The organism is Pseudomonas fuscovaginae SE-1 (assembly GCF_000364705.1).
Taxonomy (GTDB): domain Bacteria; phylum Pseudomonadota; class Gammaproteobacteria; order Pseudomonadales; family Pseudomonadaceae; genus Aquipseudomonas; species Aquipseudomonas fuscovaginae_A.
On sequence record NZ_AQOH01000004.1, the window covers coordinates 27,770 to 52,787 of the forward strand.

Consider the following 25,018-nt stretch of genomic DNA (forward strand, 5'->3'; position numbering starts at 1 on the left):
GCATTGACTCAGTGGTGCGCGCCCTGCACCACTCCGCCGTTACCATCCGGCAGTTCGATCTTCACACTCTGCATCATGCCCTGGTCCTCATGGTCGAGGATGTGGCAATGCAGCACGAACTCGCCGATGTAGCGTTCGTAGCGTGTGCGCACATACAACGTATAAACCCCTTCCCCCTTCGGAAATACATCGGGGCTGGAGCGGCTCTTCACGAACAGCGTGTCTTTCCACACGCCCTTCAGCCCCGCGTATTCATTATCCGTATCGGTTTTATCCACAGCCCCCGGCAGACTCAGGTCGGTGCCATCCGGACCGATGATCCTGTCGATCTGGAACGGGTTCACGTGGATATGAAACGGATGGCTGGCCAGGGCCGATTGCAACTTCCATTGCTCCGCCGTACCCAGTTGCAGGTGCCGGTTGACCACACCGGGCTTGAACGGTTCGGCATCCTCCAGGGTGTTGCCCACGGCAAACTTGGTGTTGTTCGGATCGGAGGTGTCGATCAGGAACACCAGTGTCTGGCCTTCGCCCTTGAGCTCGCTGTCGGCGATGTCCGCATGCGGGATGAACTTGTCCAGATGCAGGTCCTTCTTCAGGTCGGCGACCACCGTGTCACGCACCTCGGCTGGCATCTGCCGCTCGGCTGCCGCGACCAGCACCGTGGTCAGGTGCGCCGTGGTGTCCGGGACCTTCTCGCCAGGACCGACATCGACGAAACCCAACACCTGCCGGCCACTGGCAGCCTGGTCGACGTTGCTCGCCTTGCTCGCCGCCTCATCGATCACGCAGTAGCGTCCCGACTCGGGGAAGGTCAGCAGCAAGTCGTTGCGATAGCCCGGCTGCAGGGTCACCAGGTTGCGCGCCCGGGCCTGCTTCATGGTCAGGCCATCGGAGGCGATGACATGGTACTCGACCGGTTTGCCCGTGCATTGCTGGCTGATGAACTGCTCGGCCTTCTCGGCACCCACCCCCAGGTCGCTGATAGCCTTGGCACTGTCCTCCATGCGCCGGAACTGCAGCTTGATGGTGTCGCGAATCCCCGCATGGACCAGCCGCCAACGCTCCACCTGCCCCGGTTTGGCGCTATCGAAGATAGGCTGCACCAGGCCGTTGACGCTGGTGTAGCGACCGGATGGCCCCCAGGTACCGAACTCCATCTGGTCGAATGACTCGACGACGCCGACTTCGCCCTTGTTGCAGGTCCAGTCGATGACCATCACGGCCTTGCCGTCCTTGTCCTTGACGATATTGCCGTCCTTGTCCTTCTTCGGCTGGTAGCGGAAGTTGCCATCCGCTCCCTTGCACGCATACGGGATCTGCTGGAACACCAGCAGCCGCTCGGGAAACGCCTGGCCCTGAGCGTCCTTGAGCAGGGTGTCGATGTCACCGTTGACGTCCTTGCCCGGCAGGCGGTCGCCATGGATGATCAACGCACCGGCCATGCCGCTGGCGACCTGGAGCGCAGTGGAGCCGTGGCGATGCGGGTGGTACCAGAAGGTGCCGGCCGGATGGTCGGCGGGAATGTTGTATTCGTACTGGAACTTGACCCCGGGATTGATCGACAGCAGCACGTTATCGCTGTTGCCCGACGGACTCACCCACAGCCCGTGGGAGTGCAGGTTGGTGCCGTTGAAGCAGTGCGGCTGGTCGGGGTTGGCGGGCGGCTGGGTGCAGCTCGGGTCCGGCTTGAGCTGGTTGTCCAGGGTGATGCGTACCGTGTCGCCGGGGGTGACATCGATGGTCGGTGCAATGAACGGCGCCGCCGGGTCGACATCCGAACCGGTATAGCTGCGCAGCGACACCGGCACGTTCTCGCCGGTCGCCGGGTTGAAGATGTGGTTGTCGGTGTACTGGATCGTCAGGTCCAGACGCCGCTCGCGGCCAGCGTGCCCCTGCGGGGTGACGACGGGCTGGGTCGTTTCGACGGCCTGGGAACTCTTGAGCAGCAACGTGCCCGTCTTCGGCTTGGGCGCTTCCAGTTGCAACGCCGGCGGGTTGTTGAACAGCCGGGAAGGTTCCGCCGCCAGTGCCTGGCTCGCCACCGCGAGGGCGATCAGGCCCAGCGCGCAGCGCACCTTGTCGTGATGCAATCCTGTCATGAGTACTGCTCCTGCAAATCAACCGCTAAGGTCAGGGGGTCGGCACAGGAGTGATGATGAAACGCAGACGTACGAAGTCCGTGTTCAATAGCAGCAATCCGTGCTGGCATAAAGCTAGTCCGTTATCGGGGCAGTGCAATGTTTATTGGGCTTTGACAGCGTTTTGGCCGGCAAAGCCAGTGGCGATCGGCGCGGGGAAACCGGCGAAGGCCTGGCGCAAGGCCTTGGCATACTCGCGACTGCCGAGAATCATGCTGTTGATATGATTGCCGCCCTTGATCAGCAGCAGGTGCTTGGGCTGTGCGGCCGCTTCATACAGCGCCTTGCTGAAGCGCGACGGAACGTAGGGGTCGTCGGTGCCGTGGACGATCAGCAAGGGAATGCCGATCTGGCTGATCTTGTCGATGGAGTCGAATTTCTCGGAGAGAATCCAGCGCACCGGCAACGAGGTCGGGATCGCCGCCCGGGCCGCATCGCCCAGGTCGGTGAAGGTCGACTCGATGATCAGCCCGGCCGCCTTGGGTGATTGTTTGTCGGCGGCCAGGCGCTCGGCCAGGTCCACCGCCACCGCGCCCCCCAGGGAATGGCCGTAGATGTAGCGCTTGCGGGCGTCGGGTTGCAGTTGCACCAGGCGCTTCCAGGCATTGCCGGCGTCCTGGTAGACGCTGCGCTCGGACGGCAGCCCACCGGGGCTGTCACCGAAGCCGCGATAATCGATGGCCAGCACCGAGAAACCCAGTTCACGCAGCTGGGTGATCCGCCCGACCTGCGCCGTCAGGTTCCAGCGGGTGCCGTGCAGGTAGAGGATGGTCGGCGCGTCGACGCGGCTCGATGGCCACCACCAGGCATGCAGGTAGTCACTGCCGGCCAGGCCATCGCTGACCGGGATCCGCATTTCCCGCACCCCACTCGGCAGGCCGCTGAACCAGCCCGCGGTGCCCGGCTGGATATTGAACAACAGTTCGCGCTCCTTGTAGGCCAGCCGGGAACAACCGTAGGGCAGACCAACAGCAAGGAACAGCGCCAGCAATCCCAGGGACAGCCAGCGGCGACGGGCGATAAAGGTTCTGACGGTCATGGCGCCCGGCTCTCAATCCTGGGGAAGCATCAACTCACAAGCCCCACAGATTACCCGCAACCGGCACAAACAAAAACGCCCCGAACCGGTCGGGGCGTCTGTTCAACCTGGGATCAGGTCGCTCCAACGTTGTCGCGTCGATCAGAACACGTTGATCGGGTAGTCGACGAATACACGGACTTCGTTGCCGCCGACGTTGTAGTCGGAGGACTTCTGCGACACGCGCAGGATCGAGCTGCGTACTTTCACGCTCAGGTCCTTGGCCGGGCCGCTCTGGACCACGTACTTGACCTGGTTGAAGATCTCGCGCTCGGTACCACCGGAGCTGGTGGCAGTCGTGATGTTGTCACCACGGACATAGGCCACGTTGTAGGTCAGGCCCGGTACGCCGAAGGCACCGAAGTCCAGACCGTAGCCCAACTGCCAGGAGCGCTCGTCCGGCCCGTTGAAGTCGGACCAGTAGGAGTTGGCCAGGTAGATGGAGTTGCCACCATCCCCCACGCGCCCCTGGCCACGCTGGTAGCCACCGTACGGATAGCCCAGCAGGCTGTCGCCGGTACTGCGCTGGTGCGCGACGGTGAAGGAGTGGGCACCCAGGGCGTAGGTGGCCGCCAGGCTCCAGATCTTGTTGTCGCGACCGTCGGCGTCGTGGTCGGCCGCGTAGTCCTTGTCCAGCTTGGTGCGGTAACCGTTGAAGTCCAGGGTCAGGGACTGGTCCTGGGCAACCGGGAACACGTAGTTCAGGTTCACGTACTGCTTCTTCAGCACGTCTTCGACGTCGGAGGCATACAGGGCCGCCTTGAAGTTGTCGGTGAACTGATAGCTGCCGCCCAGCACGTTGATGCTCTTCAGGCCACCGCTGTCACGGCCTTCATCACTCTTGCGCGATTCGGCGGTGAAACGACCGGCGTTCAGTTCCAGCCCCTTGATCTCCTTGGAGGTGATCAGGGTACCGGTGTAGCTTTCCGGCAGCAGGCGGCCGTTGTCGTAGCTCAGCACAGGCAGGACCGGCATCTGGTCGCCGTAGGTCAGCACGGTGTTGGACAGACGGAATTTCACCGCGGCACCGGCCTTGGCCAGATCGCGCTCAGGCGAGCCCTTGTTGTCCTTGGCGAAGAAGTCGATGCCTTGTGCACCGGTAGTGCCCTTGCCTCCGTCCAGACGCAGGCCGTACAGGCCGAAGGCGTCAACGCCGACACCGACGGTGCCTTGGGTGAAACCGGACTTGAAGGTACCGATGGCCGCCTGGCCCCACTCGGCCTTGTCCTTGTTGCCGTCCTTGTAGTCACGATTGATGTAGGCGTTGCGCAGCAACACGTTCAGGTGGCTGTCTTCGACGAAACCCTTGGCGTCCGATTGATCGCTTGCCATGGCCTGGGTAGCGCTGAGGATGCCCAGTGCGAGCAGACCGATCCGTTTGTTCAACATGTTGTTTTCCTTATAGCTGGATGAAACGCCCTGCAGCTCCCGAGCTGAACCTGTGTATTGGTATTTTCACGCAGAAAAAAAAAGGCCCGCCTGCGGGTGAATGCAGCGGGCCTCTTATTATTTTGGGTATATGGCTTATAGCCACAGGCGTGCCGCGAATCCTATCCGCGACACGACTAAAGTGTCAATTTCGTGAATCCTCGCCAATTAGACAAGAATTTTTGGCCAACCTCGAAAAATGGCATATCAGCCAGCGGCACGACGGTTTTGCATGAGCGGCCAGGATGATTCAACTCGCGCAACCGTCCAGCCCGCAAGACGGTGCCGTCCCGCCCTGTACGGATAATCCGGCCGACTCGCGCAGGGACTGAACGAACGCTTCCGGTTTGCCCAGGTAGAGCCCGAGATCGACCAGGCTGAAGCGACCCTCGCGCTCCAGCACCAGGGTCGGGAATCCCTGCCCGCCAACGCGCGACAGCAGTGCCCGGCTATTCTTGAAGTGCTCGGCCGCCACCGCGCCGCCGTTGCGCTCGAATGCCGCCTGGAAAGCCTGCGGCTCCAGGCCCAGCTCGGTCGCCAGCTCCAGCAGCACGTCGGCATCGGCGATGCGTCGTCCCTCCAGGTAATGCGCCGTCTGCAATTTGCCGAGCAACTCAAGTCCGCGTCCGCCCAATGCTTCGGCGGCCAGCACGGCACTCGTCGGCGGGGCGGAATCGAAGACCGCCGAACTGTCGCGCAACAATCCTTCGAAATACGCCTGGCCGAACGGCTGGCCGGTGTACTCGGCAATGCGCCGGTCATGGGGCATGACGTAGTCTCGCAGGTTCGGGCTGACGAACTGCCGGTTGTTCCCGGCCATCATGCCACCGCCGTGCAGGGTCACCGGCAGCACCTGGCTGGCGGCCTGCACCAGGGGCTTGGCGCCGTAGCACCAGCCACAAAGAGGGTCATAAATATAGTGAAGCGTCGCGGGAGCGGTCATGGCGGTCTCCAGGAAAGTCGTCAATTGGCAATGTCGACAGGTTAGCGCCGGGTAGCTGTTCGAAAAACGCCGGTATGGCGGCTGGTTTGTTGCAGGAATCGGTCATATCCCGCCTAAGCAACAGATCAGACATATTTAGATACAAACAAGGCCTTCGCGTTATTGGTAATTATTACCAATTAGAAATAATACTCGATACCATTCGCGCGCTTTCCACCCCCTCAACACCCTCACGGATACATCCCCGTCATGCCTGCCCCTTATCGCCTGGCGCCCGTCACTTTCGGGCTTTGCGTTCTGCTGTCCGCCGGATTCACCCAAGCCACGACCACCCTGCCGGAACTGTCGATCAGCGCCGAGTCCGATCCGGACGATCCACGCGTCAAGGAGGTCAGCACCGCAACCCGCACCGCCACGCCGGCGCGCTACGTTCCTCAGGCCATCGACTCGCTGAAGACCGCCAATGTGCTCGACTACGGTACCAACGACCTGGGCAAGGCACTGAGCGGCATTCCCAACGTCAGCAGCGGCGCGGACACCCGTTTCGACAGCCTGCGAATCCGCGGTTTCGATGCCAGCAACGACTTCTACCTGGACGGTGTCCGCGACGACAGCCAGTACATTCGCGACCTGCACAATATCGAACGCATCGAGGTACTCAAGGGCCCCGCCGCAGTCCTCTACGGTCGTGGCAGCCAGGGCGGGATCGTCAATCGGGTCAGCAAGCTGCCGCAGTTCGGACGCCGCTCCACGGTCGAGGTGCAGGGTGGCAGCGATGACCTGCGCAGCCTCTACACCGACCTCAGCGTCGATCCCACGCAGGACCTCAGCCTGCGCCTGAACCTGGGCAACCAGGACAACAACAGCTTCCGCGACGGCGTCAGCGGTAACCGCCAGTTGTTCGCACCGTCGATGAGCTGGCAACTGACGCCGGACCTGAACTGGCTGGTGCAGTACGAATACAGCCGCTACAACCGTACGCCGGATCGCGGTATCCCGGGGATCAACGGTCGCCCGGCCGATGTCGGTCGCGATACCAGCTACGGCGACCCACGCGACTACATCGACGACAAGGCGCAGTCGCTGCGCTCGAAGCTCACCTATGCACTGAACGACAACTGGCAACTGCGCCACACCCTCGGGATATTCAAGCTCGACAGCGACTTCGACAACACCTACCTGACCGGCTACAACGCCACGACCCGCCAGGTCGCGCGCCAGCGCTGGCAACAGGACCTCAACACCCGCAACCTCTTCAGCAACCTGGAAGCCGAGGGCAGCGTCGACACCTTCGGCTTCGAGCATCGCCTGTTGACCGGCCTGGAGTTGGGCAGCCAGCGCCGAGATCCGAAGCTCTACACTTCGCTCGCCGCCAACCGTGGTGGCCAGGCAGTGCCCGCACTTGACCTGTTCAAGCCAAACCACAATCTCAGCCACACCGGCACCATGATGGTATCCAGCGACAACCACACCGAGGTGGAAAGCCGTGCGCTCTACGTGCAGGACCAACTGCGCCTGAACGATCAATGGCAACTGCTCGCCGGGCTGCGCCATGACCGTTTCGAGGTCGAGACCACCAACAACCTGACCCGCATCAAGGACAGCCGCGACAGTCACAGCACCAGCCCCCGACTGGGGGTGGTCTGGACGCCGCTGCAGGATCATTCGTTCTACGCATCCTGGAGCAAGAGCTTCTCGCCAGTGGGCGGCGGCCTGATCGGTATCACCCCGAATGCCGCCGGCAACGGCAACGACCTGAGCCCCGAATTGACCCGGCAAAAGGAAGTCGGCGTAAAAAGCGACTGGCTCGGCGAGAACCTGAGCACCACCCTGGCCGTGTATGAGCTGGAGCTCTACAACCGCCGTACCAGCGACCCGCAGAACCCGGGGTTCACCCTGCTCAGCGGCCTGCAGCGCTCACGTGGCGTCGAATTGACCGGCACCGGCCGGATCACCGGCAACTGGTACCTGCGCGGCGGCATCGGTCTGCAGGACGCCACCATCGTCAAGGACAACAACGGCTTCGAGGGCAAGCGCGTCGGTAACGTCGCCAAGCGCAACGGCAGCCTGTTCCTGACCTGGAAGCCGGAAATGGGCTGGTACGCCGAAACCGGCCTGACGCTGGTCGGCGACCGTTACGCCGACAACGCCAACACCGTGCTCCTGCCAGGCTACGGAACCTGGGATGCCCTGGCCGGGTTCCGTACCCGCGACTGGGACCTGCGCGCCGCGTTGAGCAACATCAGCGACCGCACCTACTACACCTCGGCCACCAGTGCCTTCCAGATCCAGCCGGGAGCCCCGCGCAACCTGGTCGTTACCGGTACCTACAGTTTCTGACGCGCATAAAAAACGCCGCTGTCCGGATCGCTCCGGGCAGCGGCGTTTTCGTATAAATCCATTTAACCCTGCAAAACCCCCAGCAATGCCTCCAGTTCAGCTTCGCTGAACAGGCCCGCGGGGTAGCGGTCGATAATCATTCGACGAGGATCCTGAGCACGGGTTGCACGCGTTCCATTGCTTTTCAACCACTGAGCCAGAATTTGAAGCGACTCGCTCGTCACCGACAGGGGATGCGAAACTCGCTCGCTGGCTACGTCCATCTCGGCGCTCTCCTGATTCATGAGCGGCTAAGTTACTCAAGGTTTATGACAAAACGTCGCAGTCCGAAGACGCTTCGTCTGTACCCCAGGCAGATACAAGAGCTATGCCAAAATGCCACTTCCGCGTGCCAGCATCCATAAAAAAACCCGCGCCCCATAAGGGCCGCGGGTTTGATGAAGAAAAATTTACAATGATGCAAAAGTGCCAGTATTTGTCGTGGTGACGCCAGATGTTACAGCCTCACTCATCCATGGTGCGGCGCAGGTTGTTGTTGGGTAAGACAATGGATATTGCCCCCCCCCAGTAACAACTCACGGCCCGGCACCATCACCACCTCGTGCTGTGGGAACAGCTTCTGCAGGATCTCCCGGGCAATGGCATCCTTCGGATCGTCGAAGCTCGGCGCGATGATCCCGCCGTTGACGATCAGGAAGTTCACATAGGAACCGGCCAGACGTACCGACGGGTTGCGCTCCTGGCTGCCGGCCACCGCATCGACGCCGGCGCATTCTTCCTCGGTGGCGTACAGCGGGCCCGGAATCGGCATCTTGTGCACCACGAAGGCGCGGCCCTTGGCATCACGGGTGCTTTCCAGCACCTGCATCGCCGCCTGGCAACGCGGGTAGTTCGGATCCTGCGGATCGTCGGTCCAGGCCAGCAGCACTTCGCCAGGACGCACATAGCAGCAGAAGTTATCCACATGACCGTCGGTTTCGTCGTTGAACAGACCGTCCGGCAACCAGATCACCTTCTCCACCGACAGGTGCTCGCCAAGGACTTTCTCGATCTCCTCGCGGCTCAGGTGCGGGTTGCGGTTACGATTGAGCAGGCATTCCTCCGTGGTGATCACCGTGCCCTCGCCATCGACATGGATCGAACCGCCTTCAAGCACGAAGCCTTCGGTGCGGTATTCCTGGCAGCGTTCGATCTCGAGGATCTTGCCACCCACCTGCTCGTCACGGTTCCACGGGAAGTACAGGCCGCCGTCGAAGCCGCCCCAGGCATTGAAGCCCCAGTGCACGCCACGAACCTCGCCCTGGTCGTTAATGACGAAGGTCGGCCCGCTGTCGCGAACCCAGGCATCGTCGCTGGACATTTCCACCACGCGGATGCTCGGCACGTCCAGGCGCGCCCGGGCGTTTTCGTACTGGCCGGCGGAGACCGCGACTGTCACCGGTTGAAAGCGGGCGATCGCCTTGGCCACTGCGGCATGGGCCGCCTGCGCCGGCTTGCCGCCCAGGCGCCAGTTGTCCGGGCGCTCGGGCCAGATCATCCAGACCTGGGTCTGGGGGGCCCATTCGGCAGGCATGTGGAAGCCATCGGCGCGAGGGGTGCTGTGCAGGATACTCATGGGGATCAGGACTCCGGGGAACCGTCGAAAGTTTCAGGGCATGTGGCACCCACTTTATAGCCGATAAAAATCGGCTTTTAAAGCTAAAGAAGTATTTACAACCTTTCAGAAAGCAAATTTTATCGATAACAATCGACTTAAAGAACAAAGTCTGCCTGGGGAAAGCGGCCCTCAAAGCCGCTCGTCCAGTACCTCCGACAGCCTGTCGACGAAACAGTCCACAATACGTGACGGACCGACGAGGCGAGCAACATGCAACGACTCCCTGAAGTTTTATCGGATGTCTCTGTCGCCATCGGCGCCGTCAATACGCAAGCACGAAGTAAAGTAGGAAGAGTCGACACCGATACAGGAGCAATCGCACTTGCACCGCTGCGTCCCTACCCACAAGCTATGCTGCATCCATCGAATGTCCGTCTAAGGAAAAGGCACACCGACATGCGTATTCTAGTCACCGGCGGCGCCGGCTTTATCGGTTCCGCCCTGATTCGGCACCTGATCCGCAACACCGAGCACGAAGTGCTCAACCTCGACAAGCTGACCTACGCCGGTAACCTCGAGTCGCTGACCAGCATCGCGACCGACACCCGCTACGAGTTCGTCCAGGCCGATATCGTCGATCAGGCCACGGTCAGCGCGGTGCTGGGCCGCTTCCAGCCCCACGCGATCATGCACCTGGCCGCCGAATCCCATGTCGACCGCTCCATCGACGGCCCGTCGGACTTCATCCAGACCAATATCGTCGGCACCTACAGCCTGCTGGAAGCCGCCCGCGACTACTGGTCGAAACTGGCCACGCCGGAAAAAAGCGCCTTTCGCTTCCACCACATCTCCACCGACGAAGTGTACGGCGACCTGCATGGCGTCGATGACCTGTTCACCGAAACCACCCCGTACGCCCCCAGCTCGCCGTACTCGGCAAGCAAGGCCGCGTCCGACCACCTGGTTCGCGCCTGGCACCGTACCTATGGCCTGCCGGTGCTGCTGACCAACTGCTCGAACAACTACGGGCCGTTCCACTTCCCGGAAAAGCTCATTCCGCTGGTGATCCTCAATGCCCTGGCCGGCAAGCCGCTGCCGGTGTATGGCGACGGCCGGCAGGTCCGCGACTGGCTGTTCGTCGAGGACCACGCCCGCGCCCTGGTCAAGGTGGTGACCGATGGCGTGGTCGGCGAGACCTACAATATCGGTGGCCATAACGAGCAGAAGAACATCGATGTGGTCCGTGGTATCTGCGCCCTGCTGGAAGAACTGGCGCCCACCCGCCCCGCTGGCGTGGCGCGGTTCGCCGACCTGATCACCTTCGTCAAGGACCGCCCGGGCCACGACCTGCGCTACGCCATCGACGCCGGCAAGATCGAACGCGAACTGGGCTGGACCCCGGAAGAAACCTTCGAAAGCGGTCTGCGCAAGACCGTGCAGTGGTATCTGCAGAACCTGGAATGGTGCCGCCGGGTACAGGACGGCAGCTACCAGGGCGAACGCCTGGGTTCCCTCGACCACAAGGAATTGTTGGCATGATGAAAGGCATCGTACTGGCCGGTGGCTCCGGCACCCGCCTGCACCCGATCACCCTCGGGGTGTCCAAGCAACTACTGCCGATCTACGACAAGCCGATGATCTACTACCCGATTTCGGTGCTGATGCTGGCCGGCATTCGCGAAATCCTGATCATTTCCACCCCGCAGGACCTGCCGCAGTACCGCAACCTGCTGGGCGATGGCAACCAGTTCGGCGTGCACTTCAGCTATGCCGAGCAGCCGTCCCCGGACGGCCTGGCCCAGGCGTTCCTGATCGGAGAGGAATTCATCGGCCAGGATCCGGTATGCCTGATCCTGGGCGACAACATCTTCCACGGCCAGTCCTTCAGCACCCAACTGCAAAGAGCCTCCCGCCAACCAAAGGGTGCAACGGTCTTCGGCTACCGGGTCAAGGACCCGGAGCGTTTCGGCGTGATCGACTTCGACGAGGAGGGCCGGGCACTGTCCATCGAAGAGAAACCGGCCAAGCCAAAATCCAGCTACGCGGTCACCGGCCTGTATTTCTATGACAACGATGTGATCGAGATCGCCAAGGCGGTCAAGCCGTCAGCACGTGGAGAACTGGAAATCACCGATGTCAACAATACCTACCTGAAACGTGGAGACTTGCAAGTAGAGCGCTTCGGACGTGGCTTTGCGTGGTTAGACACCGGCACCCACGACAGTCTGCTGGAAGCCTCGCAATACGTTCAAACCATTGAACACCGCCAAGGTCTCAAAGTTGCGTGCCTGGAAGAAATTGCCTACCAGAATCGCTGGATCGATCGCGAGCACTTGCTCGAACGTGCCAGGTATTTTGGCAAAACCGGATATGGGCAGTATCTCTTTACTCTCGCAGGAGAAACTCCATGAACGTGACGACCTCCGATCTGCAAGGCGTGCTGATTCTCGAACCCAAGGTATACGGTGACGCTCGGGGGTTCTTCTATGAAAGCTTCAATGCTCGTGATTTTGAAAGGGCAACGGGTCTTGCGGTCAATTTCGTGCAGGACAACCACTCCCGCTCGCAACGCGGCGTACTGCGCGGCCTGCACTACCAACTGGAACATACCCAAGGCAAGCTCGTGCGCGTGACCGCTGGCGAAGTACTCGATGTCGCGGTGGATATCCGCCGCAGTTCGCCGAACTTCGGCAAGTGGGCCAGTGTACGCCTCTCGGCCGAGAACAATCGCCAACTGTGGATACCCGAAGGCTTTGCCCACGGTTTCGTGGTCCTCAGCGACTACGCCGAATTCCTCTACAAGACTACCGACTACTACACCCCCAGCGCCGAGCGCACCATCCGCTGGGACGACCCGACCCTGGCCATCGACTGGGAATTCGAAGGGGTTCCGCAGCTCTCGGTCAAGGATCAGAACGGTAAACCCCTGCACGAGGCCGATCTGTTCGAATGAGCACATCTCCCCTGAAAATCCTCATCAGCGGCCAACATGGCCAGGTTTCCCGCGAGTTGCAGAAGCGTCTGGGCGACCTTGGCCAACTGATCGTGCTCGGACGCGACCAGCTCGACCTCGCGCACCCCGAGCAGATCCGCCAGCAGGTCCGCGCCCACCGTCCGGACCTGATCATCAACGCCGCCGCCCATACCGCCGTCGACCAGGCCGAGTCCGAACCGGACCTGGCCTTCGCGATCAACGCCACGGCACCCGGCGTGCTCGCCCAGGAGGCCGCCGACCTCGGCGTCCCGCTGATCCACTACTCCACCGACTACGTGTTCGATGGCAGCAAGGCCGAGCCCTACACCGAGGACGATGAAACCAACCCGCTGAACGTCTACGGGCGCAGCAAGCTGGCCGGCGAGCGGGCCATCGCCACCGCCCAGGGGCAGCACCTGATCCTGCGCACCAGTTGGGTCTACTCCAGCCATGGGCGCAACTTCCTGCTGACCATGCAGCGGCTGCTGCAGGAGAAACCGGAACTGCGCATCGTCGCCGACCAGGTCGGGGCACCGACCTGGGCCGGGACCATCGCCACCAGCACCCGCGCCCTGATCGAGCGCTGGCAGGCCGGCCAGGCCGGCGCCTGGGGTACCTACCACCTGACCGCCAGCGGTGAAACCTCGTGGTTCGGCTTCGCCCAGGCGATCGGCGAACAACTGCTGGCCCTGAACAAGCCCTGCGCAATTCTCGAAGCGATCCCGTCGAGTGCCTACCCGACGCCGGCCACCCGCCCGCTGAATTCGCGCCTGGACTGCAGCCGCCTGTTGCGCGAATGGCAGGTGAGCCAACCGGACTGGCACACCGCATTGCGCGAGTGTCTCGCCGAACAGGGCTGAGGCCGGCGAAACGTCATTTATTGATTGCCCGCCCTCCCCCATAATGCGTCGGACCAAACCGGCGCACTCCCGATGATCACGACTCCCCCCATTCCACGCAGACCCCGCTGGCGCAGCCTGGCCCTGCTGTTCCTCTGCCTGGCGCCGCTGCTATGGCCATTGGAACATCTCGCCGAGCGCTACTACCGCAGCGAACTGGTGAGCCAGAACCGCCAGACCCTCGACCTCTACGTCGCCAACCTGCTGGGTACCCTGCACCGCTATGAGGTCCTGCCGCAGATCCTCGGCGATCTGCCGGCCCTGCGCGCCGTACTCGCCGAACCGGACCGGAACCTGCGCCTGGAAAGCGCCAACAGTCTGCTGCGCGACATCTGCAACCAGACCGGTGCCGAAGTCATGTACCTGATGGACACCAGCGGCAAGACCCTCGCCGCCTCCAACTGGGACAAGCACGACAGCTTCCTCGGCCGCAATTTCGCCTTCCGCCCCTACTTCAGCGAAGCCATGGCCGGTCGCCTGGGGCGTTTCTTCGGCCTCGGCACCACCTCGGGCAAGCGCGGCTACTTCTTCGCCGCGGCGGTACGCGACGGCGACAAGGTGATCGGCGCGCTGGTGGTCAAGGTCGACCTGGACCACACCGAAAGCCTCTGGGGCAAGAGCCCCGAACAACTGCTGGTGACCGACCATAACGGCGTGGTCATCCTGACCTCGCGGGCGGACTGGCGCTTTCGCGCAACCCGTTCCCTGAACGGCAGCGAACGCGATGCCATCACCGCGATCCAGCCTTATCCAACACGCAATCCGCAGCCGCTGAACATCAATCCCGAGGCCTGGCTGACCCAAACCCGGCAGATCGACGAGACCGGCTGGAGCGTCAGCATCCTCGCCCCACGGACGCTGATCGACCGTCCCGTGCGGACCGTGGTCGCGGTCGGCGGCGCCACTCTGCTGGTGCTGATGCTGCTGCTCGGGCTGATGATGCAGCGCCGGCGGCACTACCTGGAACGAATCGCCTTCGAGGCCAAGGCCCGCCGCGAGCTGGAAATGCGCGTCGCCGAACGGACCAGTGATCTGGAAGGACTCAACCGCCGACTCAAGCAGGAAGTGCTGGAGCGCGAACATGCCCAGCAGGAACTGGTACGCGCCCAGGACGACCTGGTCCAGGCCGGCAAGCTTTCGGCACTGGGGACCATGTCGGCGAGCATCAGCCACGAGCTCAACCAGCCACTGGCGGCGATCCGCAGCTACGCGGAAAACGCCGAAGTGCTGCTCGACCACCAGCGTACCGACGACGCCCGTGGCAACCTCAAGCTGATCAGCGAACTGACCGGGCGCATGGCCTCGATCATCGCCCACCTGCGCGCTTTCGCCCGCCGCGACCGGCATGCCCCGGAAAGCGTGGCCCTGCAGCCGGCGCTCGACGACGCCCTGGCCCTGCTGGCCAAGCGCAGGCGGGCGATGGAAGTCGAACTGATCCGCGACCTGCCGGCCGCTGCGCTGTGGGTCGAGGCCGGTGAAACCCGGCTGCGCCAGGTGCTCGGCAACCTGTTGGCGAACGCCCTCGACGCCCTGACCGAAAAGGGCCCACCGCGCAAGCTCTGGCTGAGCGCCCAGGCGTCGCCGGAAGGCGTGACCCTGACCATTCGCGACAACGGCCCGGGCTTCTGTCTCGAAGCACTGGATCGCGCCGGCGAACCGTTCTACACCACCAAGACGCGCACCCAGGGCCTCGGCCTGGGCCTGGCGATCTGTGACTCCCTGATGCGCGCCTTCGGTGGCGAACTGCTGTTCGCCAACCACCGCGAAGGCGGCGCCCTGATTACCCTGCGGATGCGCGCCGGTGCGCCCGGGGTCAGCCTGCAACCGGCCGAGGATTCGAGTGTATGACTATCGACCACCAGATCCAGGTGGTACTGATCGACGACGATCCCCACCTGCGCCAGGCCCTGAGCCAGACCCTGGATCTGGCCGGTCTGAAGATCCTGCCGCTGGCCGAGGCCCGTGGCCTGGCCGCGCGCATCGAGCGCGACTGGCCGGGCGTGGTGGTCAGCGATATCCGCATGCCCGGCATGGACGGCATCGAGCTGCTCAACGAACTGCACGCCCAGGATCCGGAACTGCCGGTGCTGCTGATCACCGGCCACGGCGACGTGCCGCTGGCGGTCCAGGCGATGCGCGCCGGCGCCTATGACTTCCTGGAGAAACCCTTCGCCAGCGATGCCCTGCTCGACAGCGTGCGCCGCGCCCTGGCCCTGCGCCGCCTGGTGCTGGACAACCGCAGCCTGCGCCTGGCCTTGAGCGATCGCCAGCAACTGGCAACCCGCCTGCTCGGCCACTCGCCGCAGATGCAGCGCCTGCGCGAGCAGATCGGCGCCCTGGCGGCGACCAAGGCCGACGTGCTGATCCTCGGGGAGACCGGCGCCGGCAAGGAAGTGGTCGCTCGCGCCCTGCACGACCTGTCGAGCCGCCGCAACGGTCCGTTCGTGGCGATCAACGCCGGGGCCCTGGCCGAGTCGGTGGTGGAAAGCGAACTGTTCGGCCACGAACCGGGAGCGTTCACCGGCGCGCAGAAACGCCGGATCGGCAAGTTCGAGTTCGCCAACGGCGGTACCCTGTTCCTCGATGAAATCGAAAGCATGAGCCTGGATGTCCAGGTCAAGCTGCTGCGCCTGTTGCAGGAGCGGGTGGTCGAACGTCTGGGCGGCAACCAGTTGATCCCGCTGGATATCCGCATCATCGCCGCGACCAAGGAAGACCTGCGCCAGTCCGCCGACCAGGGCCGTTTCCGCGCCGACCTGTATTACCGCCTGAATGTCGCGCCGCTGCGCATCCCGCCACTGCGCGAACGCGGTGAAGATGCATTGCTCCTGTTCCAGCATTTCGCCGACGAAGCCAGCAGCCGCCATGGCTTGCCGCCCCACAGCCTGCAACCGGCGCAACGGGCGCTGCTGCTGCGCCATGGCTGGCCGGGCAACGTGCGCGAACTGCAGAACGCCGCCGAACGCTTCGCCCTTGGCCTGGAGCTGGCACTGGACAACAGCGCCCCGGAAAATCTCGATGCGCAGATCGCCATCGGCAACGGCGGCAGCAGCCTGAGCGAACAGGTCGAGCACTTCGAAAAATCGCTGATCGCCGCCGAACTGGCGCGCTCCCACAGCTCCCTGCGCAGCCTGGCCGAGGCCCTTGGCATTCCGCGCAAGACCCTGCACGACAAGCTGCGCAAACACGGCCTGAGTTTCGACAGCGGCAGCCACGGCGGCGGCGAGGAGCTCGAATGAATCACACCACTGAGGTCACTGCATGAACCGCGACAGCCACTATCTGGAATCCATCCTGCACCACGACATTCCCCTGACACGCGAGATGGGGCTCAAGGTCGGCGGTTGGGAAGGCGGGCAACTGCGCCTGTGGCTGCCGCTGGAGCCCAACGTCAACCACAAGAGCACCATGTTCGGCGGCAGCCTGTATTGCGGCGCGGTGCTGGCCGGCTGGGGCTGGCTGCACCTGAGCCTGCACGAGGCGGGCATCAGGAACGGGCACATCGTCATCCAGGAGGGTCAGATCAGCTACCCGCTGCCGGTCACCGGCGATGCCGAGGCGATCTGTGCGGCCCCGGACGAGAAGGTCTGGAAAAAATTCCTGGCGACCTACCAGCGCTACGGCCGGGCGCGGCTGACCCTGGAAAGCCGGATGATGAATGCCGGCAGCGAAGAGGAGGCCGTGCGCTTCAGCGGCCAGTACGTGCTGCACCGCTGAAATCCCCTACGCGGGAACACCACCATCCTGTGGGAACCGGCTTGCTGGCGATCGCGATTTTGCAGGCGCCATAGTCAGTGGGAGATGGCCGCCTTTTGGCGGATCGCCAGCAAGCCGGCTCCCACAGTCAATACTCCCCTGGATCAGAAACACAGCCATGTGCTCAGGCCCGTGGCAGCTTCGGCAACTGCGCCCGCCAGGGCGCCTGCTCAGGCAGCGCCAGGAAAAACGGATTGAGCAGCGATTCACGCGCCGGGTAGCTGAAACGCTCGCCGCCCAATTCCAGCACTTCGCCGCCAGCCCCCTCCAGCACTCCTTGGGCCGCCGCCGTGTCCCACTGGGAAGTCGGAGCCAGGCGCGGATAGAAATCCGCCGCCCCCTCGGCCAGCAGGCAGAACTTCAGCGAACTGCCGATATTCGCCAGCTCCAGCTCACCCAGGCTGGCGCTCAGCCCGGACAGCAGCTGTTCCTGCTCGGGGCTGGAATGCCGACGGCTGGCCACCACGGTGAACGAACCATCGGCCGGCGGCTGCGTACGCACCCGAATCGGCTCGGGCGCCAGGCCGCTGTCCGCACGCCAGGCACCCAGGCCACGGCCACCGAAATAGCAGCGGCCACTGGTCGGCATCGAAACCACGCCAAACACCACCCGCCCCTGCTCGATCAGGGCGATGTTCACGGTGAACTCCTCACTGCCGGAAATGAACTCCTTGGTGCCGTCCAGCGGGTCCACCAGCCACCAGCGCTGCCAGCCGGCACGCACCTCGCGGGGAATGTCGGCGTCCTCCTCGGACAGCACCGGCACATCCGGTGCCAGCGCGGTCAGACCGGCGACGATCAGGTGATGCGCCGCCAGGTCCGCCGCCGTCACCGGCGACGCATCGGCCTTGTCCATCACTTCGACATCTGCCCGCCAGAACGGCAGGATCGCCTCGCCGGCCCGGCGCGCCAGTTCGATCACCGGGGCCAGGAACGGATGCGGCAGATTCACAAACGGATCACTCATGGTTGAAACACTCCACGCTGGGTCAACAGGTCACGGGCCAGATACAACGCCGCCAGCGCACGGCCCTCGGTGAATTGCGGGTTCTGCGCCAGGCCGGAGAGCTCGCGCAGGTTCACCCGGTCGACCCGCATAGGCTCGGGCTCGTCACCCTCAAGACGTTCTTCATACAGGTCACTGGCCAGGACCACCTGGATCTTCTGGCTCATGTAGCCCGGCGACAAGGACAACTCGGTCAGGTGCTCCAGTTGCCGGGCACCGAAACCGGCCTCTTCCTTCAACTCCCGCTCGGCCGCCGCCAGCACGTCCTCACCTGGCTCGATCAGCCCCTTGGGCAACGACAGCTCGTACTCATCGGTACCGCCGCAATACTCCTCGACCAGCACCGCATGCTCGGCGTCGAGCATCGCCACGATCATCACCGCGCCGTAGCCGGCGCCCTTGCCCACCAACCGTTCGTAGGTGCGCTCGACACCGTTGGAGAAACGCAACTGGACCTGTTCGACACGGAACAGACGGCTGCTGGCGACGATTTCACGGGCAAGTACGGTGGGTTTCTGGCGCATGACGGCTCCTGAGCGTTAACGGGTTACTATACCGTGGCTTTTCCGATTGTCTGTGTCGGATATCCTTTTTCCCGGTCGAGAAGTTTTCCATGCCCTCATTACCCTGGCGCGACATCGATACCGTTCTGCTGGACATGGACGGCACCCTGCTCGACCTGCATTACGACAATCACTTCTGGATGGAGCACCTGCCGCGCCGCTACGCCGAGCTGCACGGCGTCAGCCTCGCCATGGCCGAGGCGGAGCTGGGTGCATTGTTCCGGGACAACGCCGGCCAGTTGCAATGGTACTGCCTGGACTTCTGGAGCGAAGAGCTCAAGCTGCCGGTGCGCGAGCTGAAGCTGGAAACCGCGCACCTGATCGCCCCGCGGCCGGACGCCGACACCTTCCTGGCGGCGATCCGCCAGGCAGGCAAGCGGGTGATCATGATCACCAACGCCCATCGCGATTCGTTGTCGCTGAAGCTGGAGCGGATCGAGCTGGCGCCCTACTTCGAGCGCCTGATCAGTTCCCACGACTACGGCTTCGCCAAGGAGTCCCCGCAGTTCTGGGACGCGCTGCAGGCCGATATCGGCTTCGACCCGGCACGCAGCCTGTTCATCGACGACACCCTGCCGATCCTGCGCAGCGCCCGCCGCTTCGGCGTCGCGCACCTGCTGGCGGTGCGCGAGCCGGACAGTCGCAAGGGGCCCAAGGACACCGAGGAGTTTGCTGCGGTAGGCGACTATAGGGAATTGATCACTGACCTGTAGAAGACGGCGGTGCGGCGAGCCGGCCTGCCAGTAAAGCTTGGGCGTATTCAAGGGCCCCTTCGCCGACAAGCCGGGCTCCTACAGGTTTCGTATCAAGCGGGAATACGCAGCGTTTGCCCCGGATAAATCTTGTCCGGATGTGACAACAGCGGTTTGTTGGCCTCGAAGATCCGGTTGTACTGGTTGGCATCGCCATAAACCGCCTTCGAGATGGCGCTCAGCGTGTCACCCTTTTTCACCACGACGAACCGCGCCGCCGGCACCACTGGCCCGCTGACCGTGATCTGGTCGTCGACGCTGCCGATACCGGCAATATTGCCCAGCGCCAGCAGGACCTTTTCCTTCTCCTCCTGGCTGGCCACCGTTCCCGTCACCGTGACCTTGTCGCCCGCCACCGTGGCCTGGACATTCGGGTTGCCCAGACCGACCCCGGCGATATGCGCCTTGAGTTGCTCGCCGGCATTGACATTGCCCGGAGTCAGCAGGTCGAGCAGCTTCTCGCCCGCCTCTTTCACGAAGCTCAGGATACTCATGGTTCCTTCTCCTTGATGGGTGATATCCAGACGCGAACCACTGGACCGGGCACGTCTGCGACAGGTTCCGGACAGACCCATGACTCAGCGTAGCCCAACCGCGCTAGAATCCCGGCCTGGACCGCGCCTGGAGCGACGATGGATATCAAACAGCTTAAATTCCTGATTGCCCTGGACGAGACGCGACACTTCGGCCAGGCGGCGGCGCGCTGCCATATCACCCAGCCGACCCTGTCCATGCGCCTGCGCAACCTGGAGGAAGAGCTCGACCTGCAACTGGTCAACCGCGGCCAGCGCTTCGAGGGTTTCACCGCGCCCGGGGAACGAGTGCTGGCCTGGGCCCGCACCGTGCTGGCCGCCTACGACGGCCTGCAGGCCGAAGCCGCCGCCTGTCGCGGCAACCTGATCGGCACCCTGCGCCTGGGCGTGGTGCCGCTGTCGAACTTCGATCCGCTGCACCTGATGCAGCGCCTGCACGCCGAACATCCGGACCTGCGCTTCGAACTGTCGTCCCTCAGCTCCGAACAGATCCTCGAACAACTGGCGAGCAACCGCCTCGATCTCGGCGTGTCCTATCTGGATCGCCTGGACACCGAGCGCTTCGACGCCCTGCCCCTGAGCGAAACCGCCATGGGCCTGCTCTACGACCAGCGCTTCTTCGACTTCGGCGAACAGCCGCTGAGCTGGCAAGCGCTGACCGAGCTGCCGCTGGGCATGCTCACCAGCGGCATGCACTTTCGCCAATCCATCGATCACAACTTCCACAGCCGTGGCCTGAATCCGCAACCCCTGCTGCAGACCGATGCCGTTCATCAATTGTTGCAAGCCGTGAATGGAGGCCTGTGCTGCGCGATCATGCCGCTCAACAGCGGCCTCGAAACCCTGACAGACCACTTGAACCTGCAACCGATCGAAAATGCGCGGACCCTGGCCAACCTGGGCCTGATCATGCGTCGGGGAGCACCGCGTTCGGCCCTGGCCGAAGCCTGCTTCACGCTCTATCAGAAATCGTCAAGCGCACCTTGATCGATATCATCTATCGGCGGATCAGTACTAGCGATTAGACGTGACCTTTTGCCGCGCCTAATCTTGGCACTGTACATTTCGCCGGTAATCCTCCATGCACGCCAAGCCAGACGGCTGCGCGATTCCTGTCACCACGGCAGCCGCGCCGGCCGCCAGCCAAAGCTACCAGTACAGCGACCTCGATCATCACGAAGCCGCTGAGACCTCCCTCGCCGAAGAAGTCGCGCTGGCCATCGCCTACAACGGCATCAGCCAGGCCGTGATGCTGGTCACGCCCACCGACCTGGAAGACTTCATCGTCGGTTTCAGCCTCGGCAGCGGCATCATCCAGGACGCCAGCGAACTCTACGACCTGAAACTGACCAGCAATGGCTCGGCCCATTACGCCGAAGTGGAGATTTCCAGCCGCGCGTTCTGGAGCCTCAAGCAGCAGCGCCGCCAACTGGCCGGCACCAGCGGCTGCGGCCTGTGCGGCGTCGAGGCGCTGGAGCAGGCCCTGCCGGAGCTGAACGTACTGCCCGGCGCGCCGCTGCCGCCAGCCGACTGGCTGCTCGACCTGCGCCAACGCATCAGCGCCTTCCAGCCCCTGGGCCAGCACTGCGGTGCCGTGCATGCCGCGGTGTTCATGAACGATCAGGGCGAACTACTGCTGGGCCGCGAAGACATCGGCCGGCACAACGCCCTCGACAAGCTGATCGGTGCGCTGATCCGCCAACGGATACCGACCGCCGGCGGCGTGGCCATCGTCACCAGCCGCTGCAGTCTCGAGCTGATCCAGAAAGTCCTGCGGGCCGGCATCCAGACCCTGGTCAGCCTGTCGTCCCCCACCGGACTGGCGCTGCAATGGGCGCGCCGGCACAACCTCAACCTCATCCACCTGCCGCAAAAAAGTGCGCCGCGGGTCTATAGCCCTGCGATGGAGAATCCTGCGTGAGCAATCATAATCAAGCCGATCAGACCCCTACCCCCCGCTACAAGCCCTACAGGGGTCCGGCCGGCGGCTGGGGTGCGCTGATCAGCGTGGCCCAGGCTTGGTTGACCAGCGACAACGCGCTGAAGAACATCCGCATGATGCTCAAGACCAACCAGAATGGCGGCTTCGACTGCCCCGGCTGCGCCTGGGGCGACTCGCCGGAAAGCGGCATGGTCAAGTTCTGCGAGAACGGTGCCAAGGCCGTCAACTGGGAAGCCACCAAGCGCCGGGTGGATGCCGCGTTCTTCGCCAAACACAGCGTCAGCTCGCTGCTCGAGCAGTCCGACTACTGGCTCGAGTACCAGGGCCGCCTGACCGAGCCGATGAGCTACGACCCGGCCAGCGACCGCTACAAGCCCATCAGTTGGGACGCGGCCTACGCGCTGATCGCCAAGCATCTGCTGAACCTCGACAGCCCCGACCAGGCCGAGTTCTACACCTCGGGCCGGGCCAGCAACGAGGCGGCGTACCTGTATCAGTTGTTCGTCCGGGCCTTCGGCACCAACAACTTCCCCGACTGCTCGAACATGTGCCACGAGGCCAGCGGCGTGGCCCTGGCGCAGAGTGTCGGAGTCGGCAAGGGCACCGTGACCTTCGACGACTTCGAACACGCCGATGCGATTTTCGTCTGGGGCCAGAACCCCGGCACCAACCACCCACGGATGCTCGAACCACTGCGTGAAGCGGTCAAGCGCGGCGGCCAGGTGGTCTGCATCAACCCGCTCAAGGAGCGTGGCCTGGAGCGTTTCCAGCATCCGCAGCACCCGCTGGAAATGCTCACCAACGGTGACAAGCCGACCAACACCGCCTACTTCCGCCCGGCCCTGGGCGGCGACATGGCCATGCTGCGCGGCATGGCCAAGTTCCTGCTGCAATGGGAGCGCGAAGCCCAGGCGGCGAACGAACCGTCGGTGTTCGACCATGACTTCCTCAACGAACACACCGCCAACGTACTCGACTACCTGGCCGCCATCGACGACACCCCGTGGGATCGGATCGTCTCGCAGTCGGGCCTGACCCTGGCCGAGATCGAGCAGGCGGCGCGGATGTACGCCAAGGGCAAGAACGTCATCATGTGCTGGGCCATGGGCATCACCCAGCACCGCCACTCGGTGGCGACCATCCAGGAAATCGCCAACCTGATGCTGCTGCGCGGCAACATCGGCCGACCGGGTGCCGGCCTATGCCCGGTACGCGGCCACAGCAACGTGCAGGGCGACCGCACCATGGGTATCAACGAGCGCCCACCGGTGGCCCTGCTCGACGCTCTGGAACGCCGCTTCCAGTTCAAGGTCCCGCGCAGCAACGGCCACAACGTGGTCGAGGCCATCCACGCCATGCTCGACGGCCGCGCCAAGGTGTTCATCGGCCTGGGCGGCAACTTCGCCCAGGCCACCCCGGACAGCCCGCGGACCTTCGAAGCGCTGCGCAACTGCGAACTGACCGTGCAGATCAGCACCAAGCTCAACCGCAGCCACCTGACCCATGGCAAGGAAGCGCTGATCCTGCCGTGCCTGGGCCGTACCGACATCGATATGCAGGCTGAAGGCACCCAGGCGGTGACCGTGGAAGACTCGTTCAGCATGGTCCACGCCTCCAACGGTCAACTGCAACCGCTGTCCAGGCACATGCGCTCGGAACCGGCGATCATCGCCGGCATCGCCGCCGCGACCCTCGGTTCGCACCCAGTGGACTGGCACTGGCTGGTCGGCGACTACAACCGTATCCGCGACCTGATTGCCGACACCATTCCCGGCTTCAAGGACTTCAACCAGCGCCTCGAACATCCGGGTGGTTTCTATCTGGGCAATACAGCTGGCGCACGGCGCTGGAACACGCCGTCAGGCCGGGCGAACTTCCGCTCCAACAGCCTGCCGAACGACCTGATCCACGAGCTCACCCACGCCACCGGGAAAAAGCCGGACCTGATCCTGCAGTCGATGCGCTCCCACGACCAGTACAACACCACCATCTACGGTCTCGACGATCGTTATCGTGGGGTCAAGGGCCAGCGCGAAGTGCTGTTCGTCAACGAAGCGGACATCATCCGCCTGGGCTTCAAGCCGGGGCAGAAGGTCGACATCGTGTCGCTCTGGGAAGACGGTCGCGAGCGCCGGGTCAAGGGTTTCACCCTGCTGGCCTTCGACATCCCCGCCGGCCAGGCCGCCGCCTACTACCCGGAAGTGAACCCGCTGGTACCGCTGGAAAGCGTCGGCGAAGGCAGCCATACCCCGACCTCCAAGTTCGTCGCAATCTGCCTGGAAAGGGCCAAAGAGAGCAGCCTGATCCTTGCCCAGGCCAGTTGACCCCAGCCGCCCTGGCGTTCGACCCACTGTCGTCCCGGGGCATTGCCACCGCGCCCTACTGTGGCCAATATGCGCCCGCGCCGTGCACTCCACGCTGGCAGGCGAGCCCGGAGCATTGCCCGCCTGTGCGGGCCTGCTCAACCGGGTCGGCAGTGCCTACCTGGGCAACCGGCAACAGTTGTACGGTATGGAAAAACGCTGGGGCACATCGGCATCCTGGAAGCGGCGTCAGCCTCTTCCAGAGCGCGCGGAAATGGCGGGGTTCAAGTAGCCTGAGACCGCCTGAAATCAACTAAGTTCCTCATACAAATCAGTAAGTTACCTTTTTGTATACACGTCGTGCTATTCGTCGGATTTCCGTTGTAAGCACGCTGTCACAAGCCTCAGGATCGCGCCGTCATCCCTAGGAGGCTCCTCTCACATGAAGTTCTCGTCGATTCTCTTGTTGTCCCTGAGCCTGGCCAGTGGCCTGGCTTGCGCTGGTGGTACCACCGAGGCCGGTATCGGCGGCGCATTGGGTGGTGTACTCGGTTCGGCGGTCGGCCAGTCGCTGGGCGGCAACACCGGTTCGACCATCGGTGCGGCCCTCGGCGGCGCTGGTGGCAGTGCGGTCGGCGCGGACAAGCGCAGCCGTGGCGAAGCGGCGATCGGCGGCGCGCTGGGCGCGGCCGGTGGCAACGTGATCGGCCGCAGCATGGGTGGCACCACCGGCAGCCTGATCGGTGCGGCGGCCGGCGGCGGC

The 25,018-nt window shown here is 63.6% G+C and carries 22 protein-coding genes; 13 read left to right on the forward strand and 9 right to left on the reverse strand.

All coding sequences use genetic code 11. From position 1 onward, the window contains the following. Positions 1 to 8: 8 nt before the first annotated feature. From K675_RS0100600 to K675_RS0100615, 4 genes are all read right to left on the reverse strand, one after another. Positions 9 to 2,102 carry a multicopper oxidase family protein gene (locus K675_RS0100600; RefSeq protein ID WP_017901568.1) on the reverse strand — a complete coding sequence of 698 codons (2,094 nt, stop codon included), beginning with the start codon at positions 2,100 to 2,102 and terminating at the stop codon, positions 9 to 11. A 142-nt stretch (positions 2,103 to 2,244) separates the two neighbouring features. After that, positions 2,245 to 3,180 carry an alpha/beta hydrolase gene (locus K675_RS0100605; RefSeq protein WP_017901569.1) on the reverse strand — a complete coding sequence of 312 codons (936 nt, stop codon included), beginning with the start codon at positions 3,178 to 3,180 and terminating at the stop codon, positions 2,245 to 2,247. Between the two features lie 141 nt (positions 3,181 to 3,321). Then, positions 3,322 to 4,608, reverse strand: a complete 1,287-nt coding sequence (locus K675_RS0100610; protein ID WP_017901570.1) for an OprD family porin — start codon at positions 4,606 to 4,608, stop codon at positions 3,322 to 3,324. 289 nt (positions 4,609 to 4,897) lie between these two features. Then, positions 4,898 to 5,590, reverse strand: coding sequence for a DsbA family protein (locus K675_RS0100615; RefSeq protein WP_017901571.1), 693 nt, complete (start codon positions 5,588 to 5,590; stop codon positions 4,898 to 4,900). A gap of 249 nt (positions 5,591 to 5,839) precedes the next feature. Between K675_RS0100615 and K675_RS0100620 the strand changes: the two genes are divergently transcribed. Continuing rightward, the gene (locus K675_RS0100620) at positions 5,840 to 7,930 is read left to right on the forward strand and encodes a TonB-dependent receptor (RefSeq protein WP_017901572.1); all 2,091 of its coding nucleotides are present in this window, start codon (positions 5,840 to 5,842) and stop codon (positions 7,928 to 7,930) included. Positions 7,931 to 7,992: 62 nt separating this feature from the next. Here the strand turns inward: K675_RS0100620 and K675_RS0100625 are convergent, their stop codons facing one another. Further along, positions 7,993 to 8,193, reverse strand: coding sequence for a hypothetical protein (locus K675_RS0100625; protein ID WP_026144800.1), 201 nt, complete (start codon positions 8,191 to 8,193; stop codon positions 7,993 to 7,995). Between the two features lie 245 nt (positions 8,194 to 8,438). Then, positions 8,439 to 9,545, reverse strand: coding sequence for an agmatine deiminase (aguA, locus tag K675_RS0100630; protein WP_017901574.1), 1,107 nt, complete (start codon positions 9,543 to 9,545; stop codon positions 8,439 to 8,441). A 438-nt stretch (positions 9,546 to 9,983) separates the two neighbouring features. Between aguA and rfbB the strand changes: the two genes are divergently transcribed. The 7 genes from rfbB (at position 9,984) to K675_RS0100665 (ending at position 17,117) form a co-directional block, all read left to right on the forward strand. Continuing rightward, positions 9,984 to 11,066: a dTDP-glucose 4,6-dehydratase gene (gene rfbB, locus K675_RS0100635; RefSeq protein ID WP_017901575.1), complete on the forward strand. Its 1,083-nt coding sequence runs from the start codon at positions 9,984 to 9,986 to the stop codon at positions 11,064 to 11,066. Beyond that, positions 11,063 to 11,938, forward strand: a complete 876-nt coding sequence (gene rfbA / locus K675_RS0100640; RefSeq protein ID WP_017901576.1) for a glucose-1-phosphate thymidylyltransferase RfbA — start codon at positions 11,063 to 11,065, stop codon at positions 11,936 to 11,938. The genes rfbB and rfbA overlap by 4 nt, the downstream gene beginning before the upstream one ends. Continuing rightward, positions 11,935 to 12,480: a dTDP-4-dehydrorhamnose 3,5-epimerase gene (gene rfbC / locus K675_RS0100645; RefSeq protein WP_017901577.1), complete on the forward strand. Its 546-nt coding sequence runs from the start codon at positions 11,935 to 11,937 to the stop codon at positions 12,478 to 12,480. Before rfbA ends, rfbC begins: the two co-directional genes overlap by 4 nt. After that, entirely contained in the window at positions 12,477 to 13,361 is an 885-nt protein-coding gene (rfbD, locus tag K675_RS0100650; protein WP_017901578.1) for a dTDP-4-dehydrorhamnose reductase, read from the forward strand. The genes rfbC and rfbD overlap by 4 nt, the downstream gene beginning before the upstream one ends. Before the next feature lie 72 nt (positions 13,362 to 13,433). After that, positions 13,434 to 15,248: a sensor histidine kinase gene (locus tag K675_RS0100655; protein ID WP_017901579.1), complete on the forward strand. Its 1,815-nt coding sequence runs from the start codon at positions 13,434 to 13,436 to the stop codon at positions 15,246 to 15,248. Continuing rightward, positions 15,245 to 16,639, forward strand: coding sequence for a sigma-54-dependent transcriptional regulator (locus tag K675_RS0100660; protein WP_017901580.1), 1,395 nt, complete (start codon positions 15,245 to 15,247; stop codon positions 16,637 to 16,639). Before K675_RS0100655 ends, K675_RS0100660 begins: the two co-directional genes overlap by 4 nt. Positions 16,640 to 16,661: 22 nt before the next feature. Then, positions 16,662 to 17,117, forward strand: a complete 456-nt coding sequence (locus tag K675_RS0100665; protein WP_017901581.1) for a YiiD C-terminal domain-containing protein — start codon at positions 16,662 to 16,664, stop codon at positions 17,115 to 17,117. A gap of 163 nt (positions 17,118 to 17,280) precedes the next feature. Here K675_RS0100665 and cysQ read toward each other — a convergent pair whose 3' ends face one another. Together cysQ and nudE are read right to left on the reverse strand one after the other, a co-directional pair. Then, positions 17,281 to 18,123, reverse strand: coding sequence for a 3'(2'),5'-bisphosphate nucleotidase CysQ (cysQ, locus tag K675_RS0100670; protein WP_017901582.1), 843 nt, complete (start codon positions 18,121 to 18,123; stop codon positions 17,281 to 17,283). Continuing rightward, a complete protein-coding gene (nudE, locus tag K675_RS0100675) occupies positions 18,120 to 18,686 on the reverse strand; it encodes an ADP compounds hydrolase NudE (protein ID WP_017901583.1) in 567 nt (188 codons plus the stop codon). The genes cysQ and nudE overlap by 4 nt, the downstream gene beginning before the upstream one ends. Positions 18,687 to 18,775: 89 nt before the next feature. Here nudE and yrfG point away from each other — a divergent pair, with 89 nt between their 5' ends. Beyond that, positions 18,776 to 19,438, forward strand: a complete 663-nt coding sequence (gene yrfG, locus K675_RS0100680; RefSeq protein WP_017901584.1) for a GMP/IMP nucleotidase — start codon at positions 18,776 to 18,778, stop codon at positions 19,436 to 19,438. 92 nt (positions 19,439 to 19,530) lie between these two features. Here the strand turns inward: yrfG and lysM are convergent, their stop codons facing one another. Beyond that, a complete protein-coding gene (gene lysM, locus K675_RS0100685) occupies positions 19,531 to 19,971 on the reverse strand; it encodes a peptidoglycan-binding protein LysM (protein WP_017901585.1) in 441 nt (146 codons plus the stop codon). A gap of 138 nt (positions 19,972 to 20,109) precedes the next feature. On the opposite strand from lysM, the gene K675_RS0100690 reads away from it, so the two are divergent. From K675_RS0100690 to K675_RS0100705, 4 genes are all read left to right on the forward strand, one after another. Further along, positions 20,110 to 20,997 (forward strand): LysR family transcriptional regulator, encoded by an 888-nt coding sequence (locus tag K675_RS0100690; protein ID WP_017901586.1) that lies wholly within the window; start codon positions 20,110 to 20,112, stop codon positions 20,995 to 20,997. A gap of 94 nt (positions 20,998 to 21,091) precedes the next feature. Further along, complete coding sequence (gene fdhD, locus K675_RS0100695) at positions 21,092 to 21,931, forward strand: formate dehydrogenase accessory sulfurtransferase FdhD (RefSeq protein WP_017901587.1); 840 nt, start codon at positions 21,092 to 21,094, stop codon at positions 21,929 to 21,931. Then, on the forward strand, positions 21,928 to 24,276 hold the full coding sequence (locus K675_RS0100700; RefSeq protein WP_017901588.1) for an FdhF/YdeP family oxidoreductase: 2,349 nt from the start codon (positions 21,928 to 21,930) through the stop codon (positions 24,274 to 24,276). The genes fdhD and K675_RS0100700 overlap by 4 nt, the downstream gene beginning before the upstream one ends. Positions 24,277 to 24,697: 421 nt before the next feature. Next, a partial coding sequence (locus K675_RS0100705) for a hypothetical protein (protein WP_017901589.1) occupies positions 24,698 to 25,018 on the forward strand: 321 nt, incomplete at its 3' end.

Excerpts from the sequence above, each read along its gene's own strand:
- K675_RS0100600 (WP_017901568.1), bottom strand. The coding sequence starts at position 2,102 with ATGACAGGATTGCATCACGACAAGGTGCGCTGCGCGCTGGGCCTGATC.
- K675_RS0100605 (WP_017901569.1), bottom strand. The coding sequence starts at position 3,180 with ATGACCGTCAGAACCTTTATCGCCCGTCGCCGCTGGCTGTCCCTGGGA.
- K675_RS0100610 (WP_017901570.1), bottom strand. The coding sequence starts at position 4,608 with ATGTTGAACAAACGGATCGGTCTGCTCGCACTGGGCATCCTCAGCGCT.
- K675_RS0100615 (WP_017901571.1), bottom strand. The coding sequence starts at position 5,590 with ATGACCGCTCCCGCGACGCTTCACTATATTTATGACCCTCTTTGTGGC.
- K675_RS0100620 (WP_017901572.1), top strand. The coding sequence starts at position 5,840 with ATGCCTGCCCCTTATCGCCTGGCGCCCGTCACTTTCGGGCTTTGCGTT.
- K675_RS0100625 (WP_026144800.1), bottom strand. The coding sequence starts at position 8,193 with ATGGACGTAGCCAGCGAGCGAGTTTCGCATCCCCTGTCGGTGACGAGC.
- aguA (WP_017901574.1), bottom strand. The coding sequence starts at position 9,545 with ATGAGTATCCTGCACAGCACCCCTCGCGCCGATGGCTTCCACATGCCT.
- rfbB (WP_017901575.1), top strand. The coding sequence starts at position 9,984 with ATGCGTATTCTAGTCACCGGCGGCGCCGGCTTTATCGGTTCCGCCCTG.
- rfbA (WP_017901576.1), top strand. The coding sequence starts at position 11,063 with ATGATGAAAGGCATCGTACTGGCCGGTGGCTCCGGCACCCGCCTGCAC.
- rfbC (WP_017901577.1), top strand. The coding sequence starts at position 11,935 with ATGAACGTGACGACCTCCGATCTGCAAGGCGTGCTGATTCTCGAACCC.
- rfbD (WP_017901578.1), top strand. The coding sequence starts at position 12,477 with ATGAGCACATCTCCCCTGAAAATCCTCATCAGCGGCCAACATGGCCAG.
- K675_RS0100655 (WP_017901579.1), top strand. The coding sequence starts at position 13,434 with ATGATCACGACTCCCCCCATTCCACGCAGACCCCGCTGGCGCAGCCTG.
- K675_RS0100660 (WP_017901580.1), top strand. The coding sequence starts at position 15,245 with ATGACTATCGACCACCAGATCCAGGTGGTACTGATCGACGACGATCCC.
- K675_RS0100665 (WP_017901581.1), top strand. The coding sequence starts at position 16,662 with ATGAACCGCGACAGCCACTATCTGGAATCCATCCTGCACCACGACATT.
- cysQ (WP_017901582.1), bottom strand. The coding sequence starts at position 18,123 with ATGAGTGATCCGTTTGTGAATCTGCCGCATCCGTTCCTGGCCCCGGTG.
- nudE (WP_017901583.1), bottom strand. The coding sequence starts at position 18,686 with ATGCGCCAGAAACCCACCGTACTTGCCCGTGAAATCGTCGCCAGCAGC.
- yrfG (WP_017901584.1), top strand. The coding sequence starts at position 18,776 with ATGCCCTCATTACCCTGGCGCGACATCGATACCGTTCTGCTGGACATG.
- lysM (WP_017901585.1), bottom strand. The coding sequence starts at position 19,971 with ATGAGTATCCTGAGCTTCGTGAAAGAGGCGGGCGAGAAGCTGCTCGAC.
- K675_RS0100690 (WP_017901586.1), top strand. The coding sequence starts at position 20,110 with ATGGATATCAAACAGCTTAAATTCCTGATTGCCCTGGACGAGACGCGA.
- fdhD (WP_017901587.1), top strand. The coding sequence starts at position 21,092 with ATGCACGCCAAGCCAGACGGCTGCGCGATTCCTGTCACCACGGCAGCC.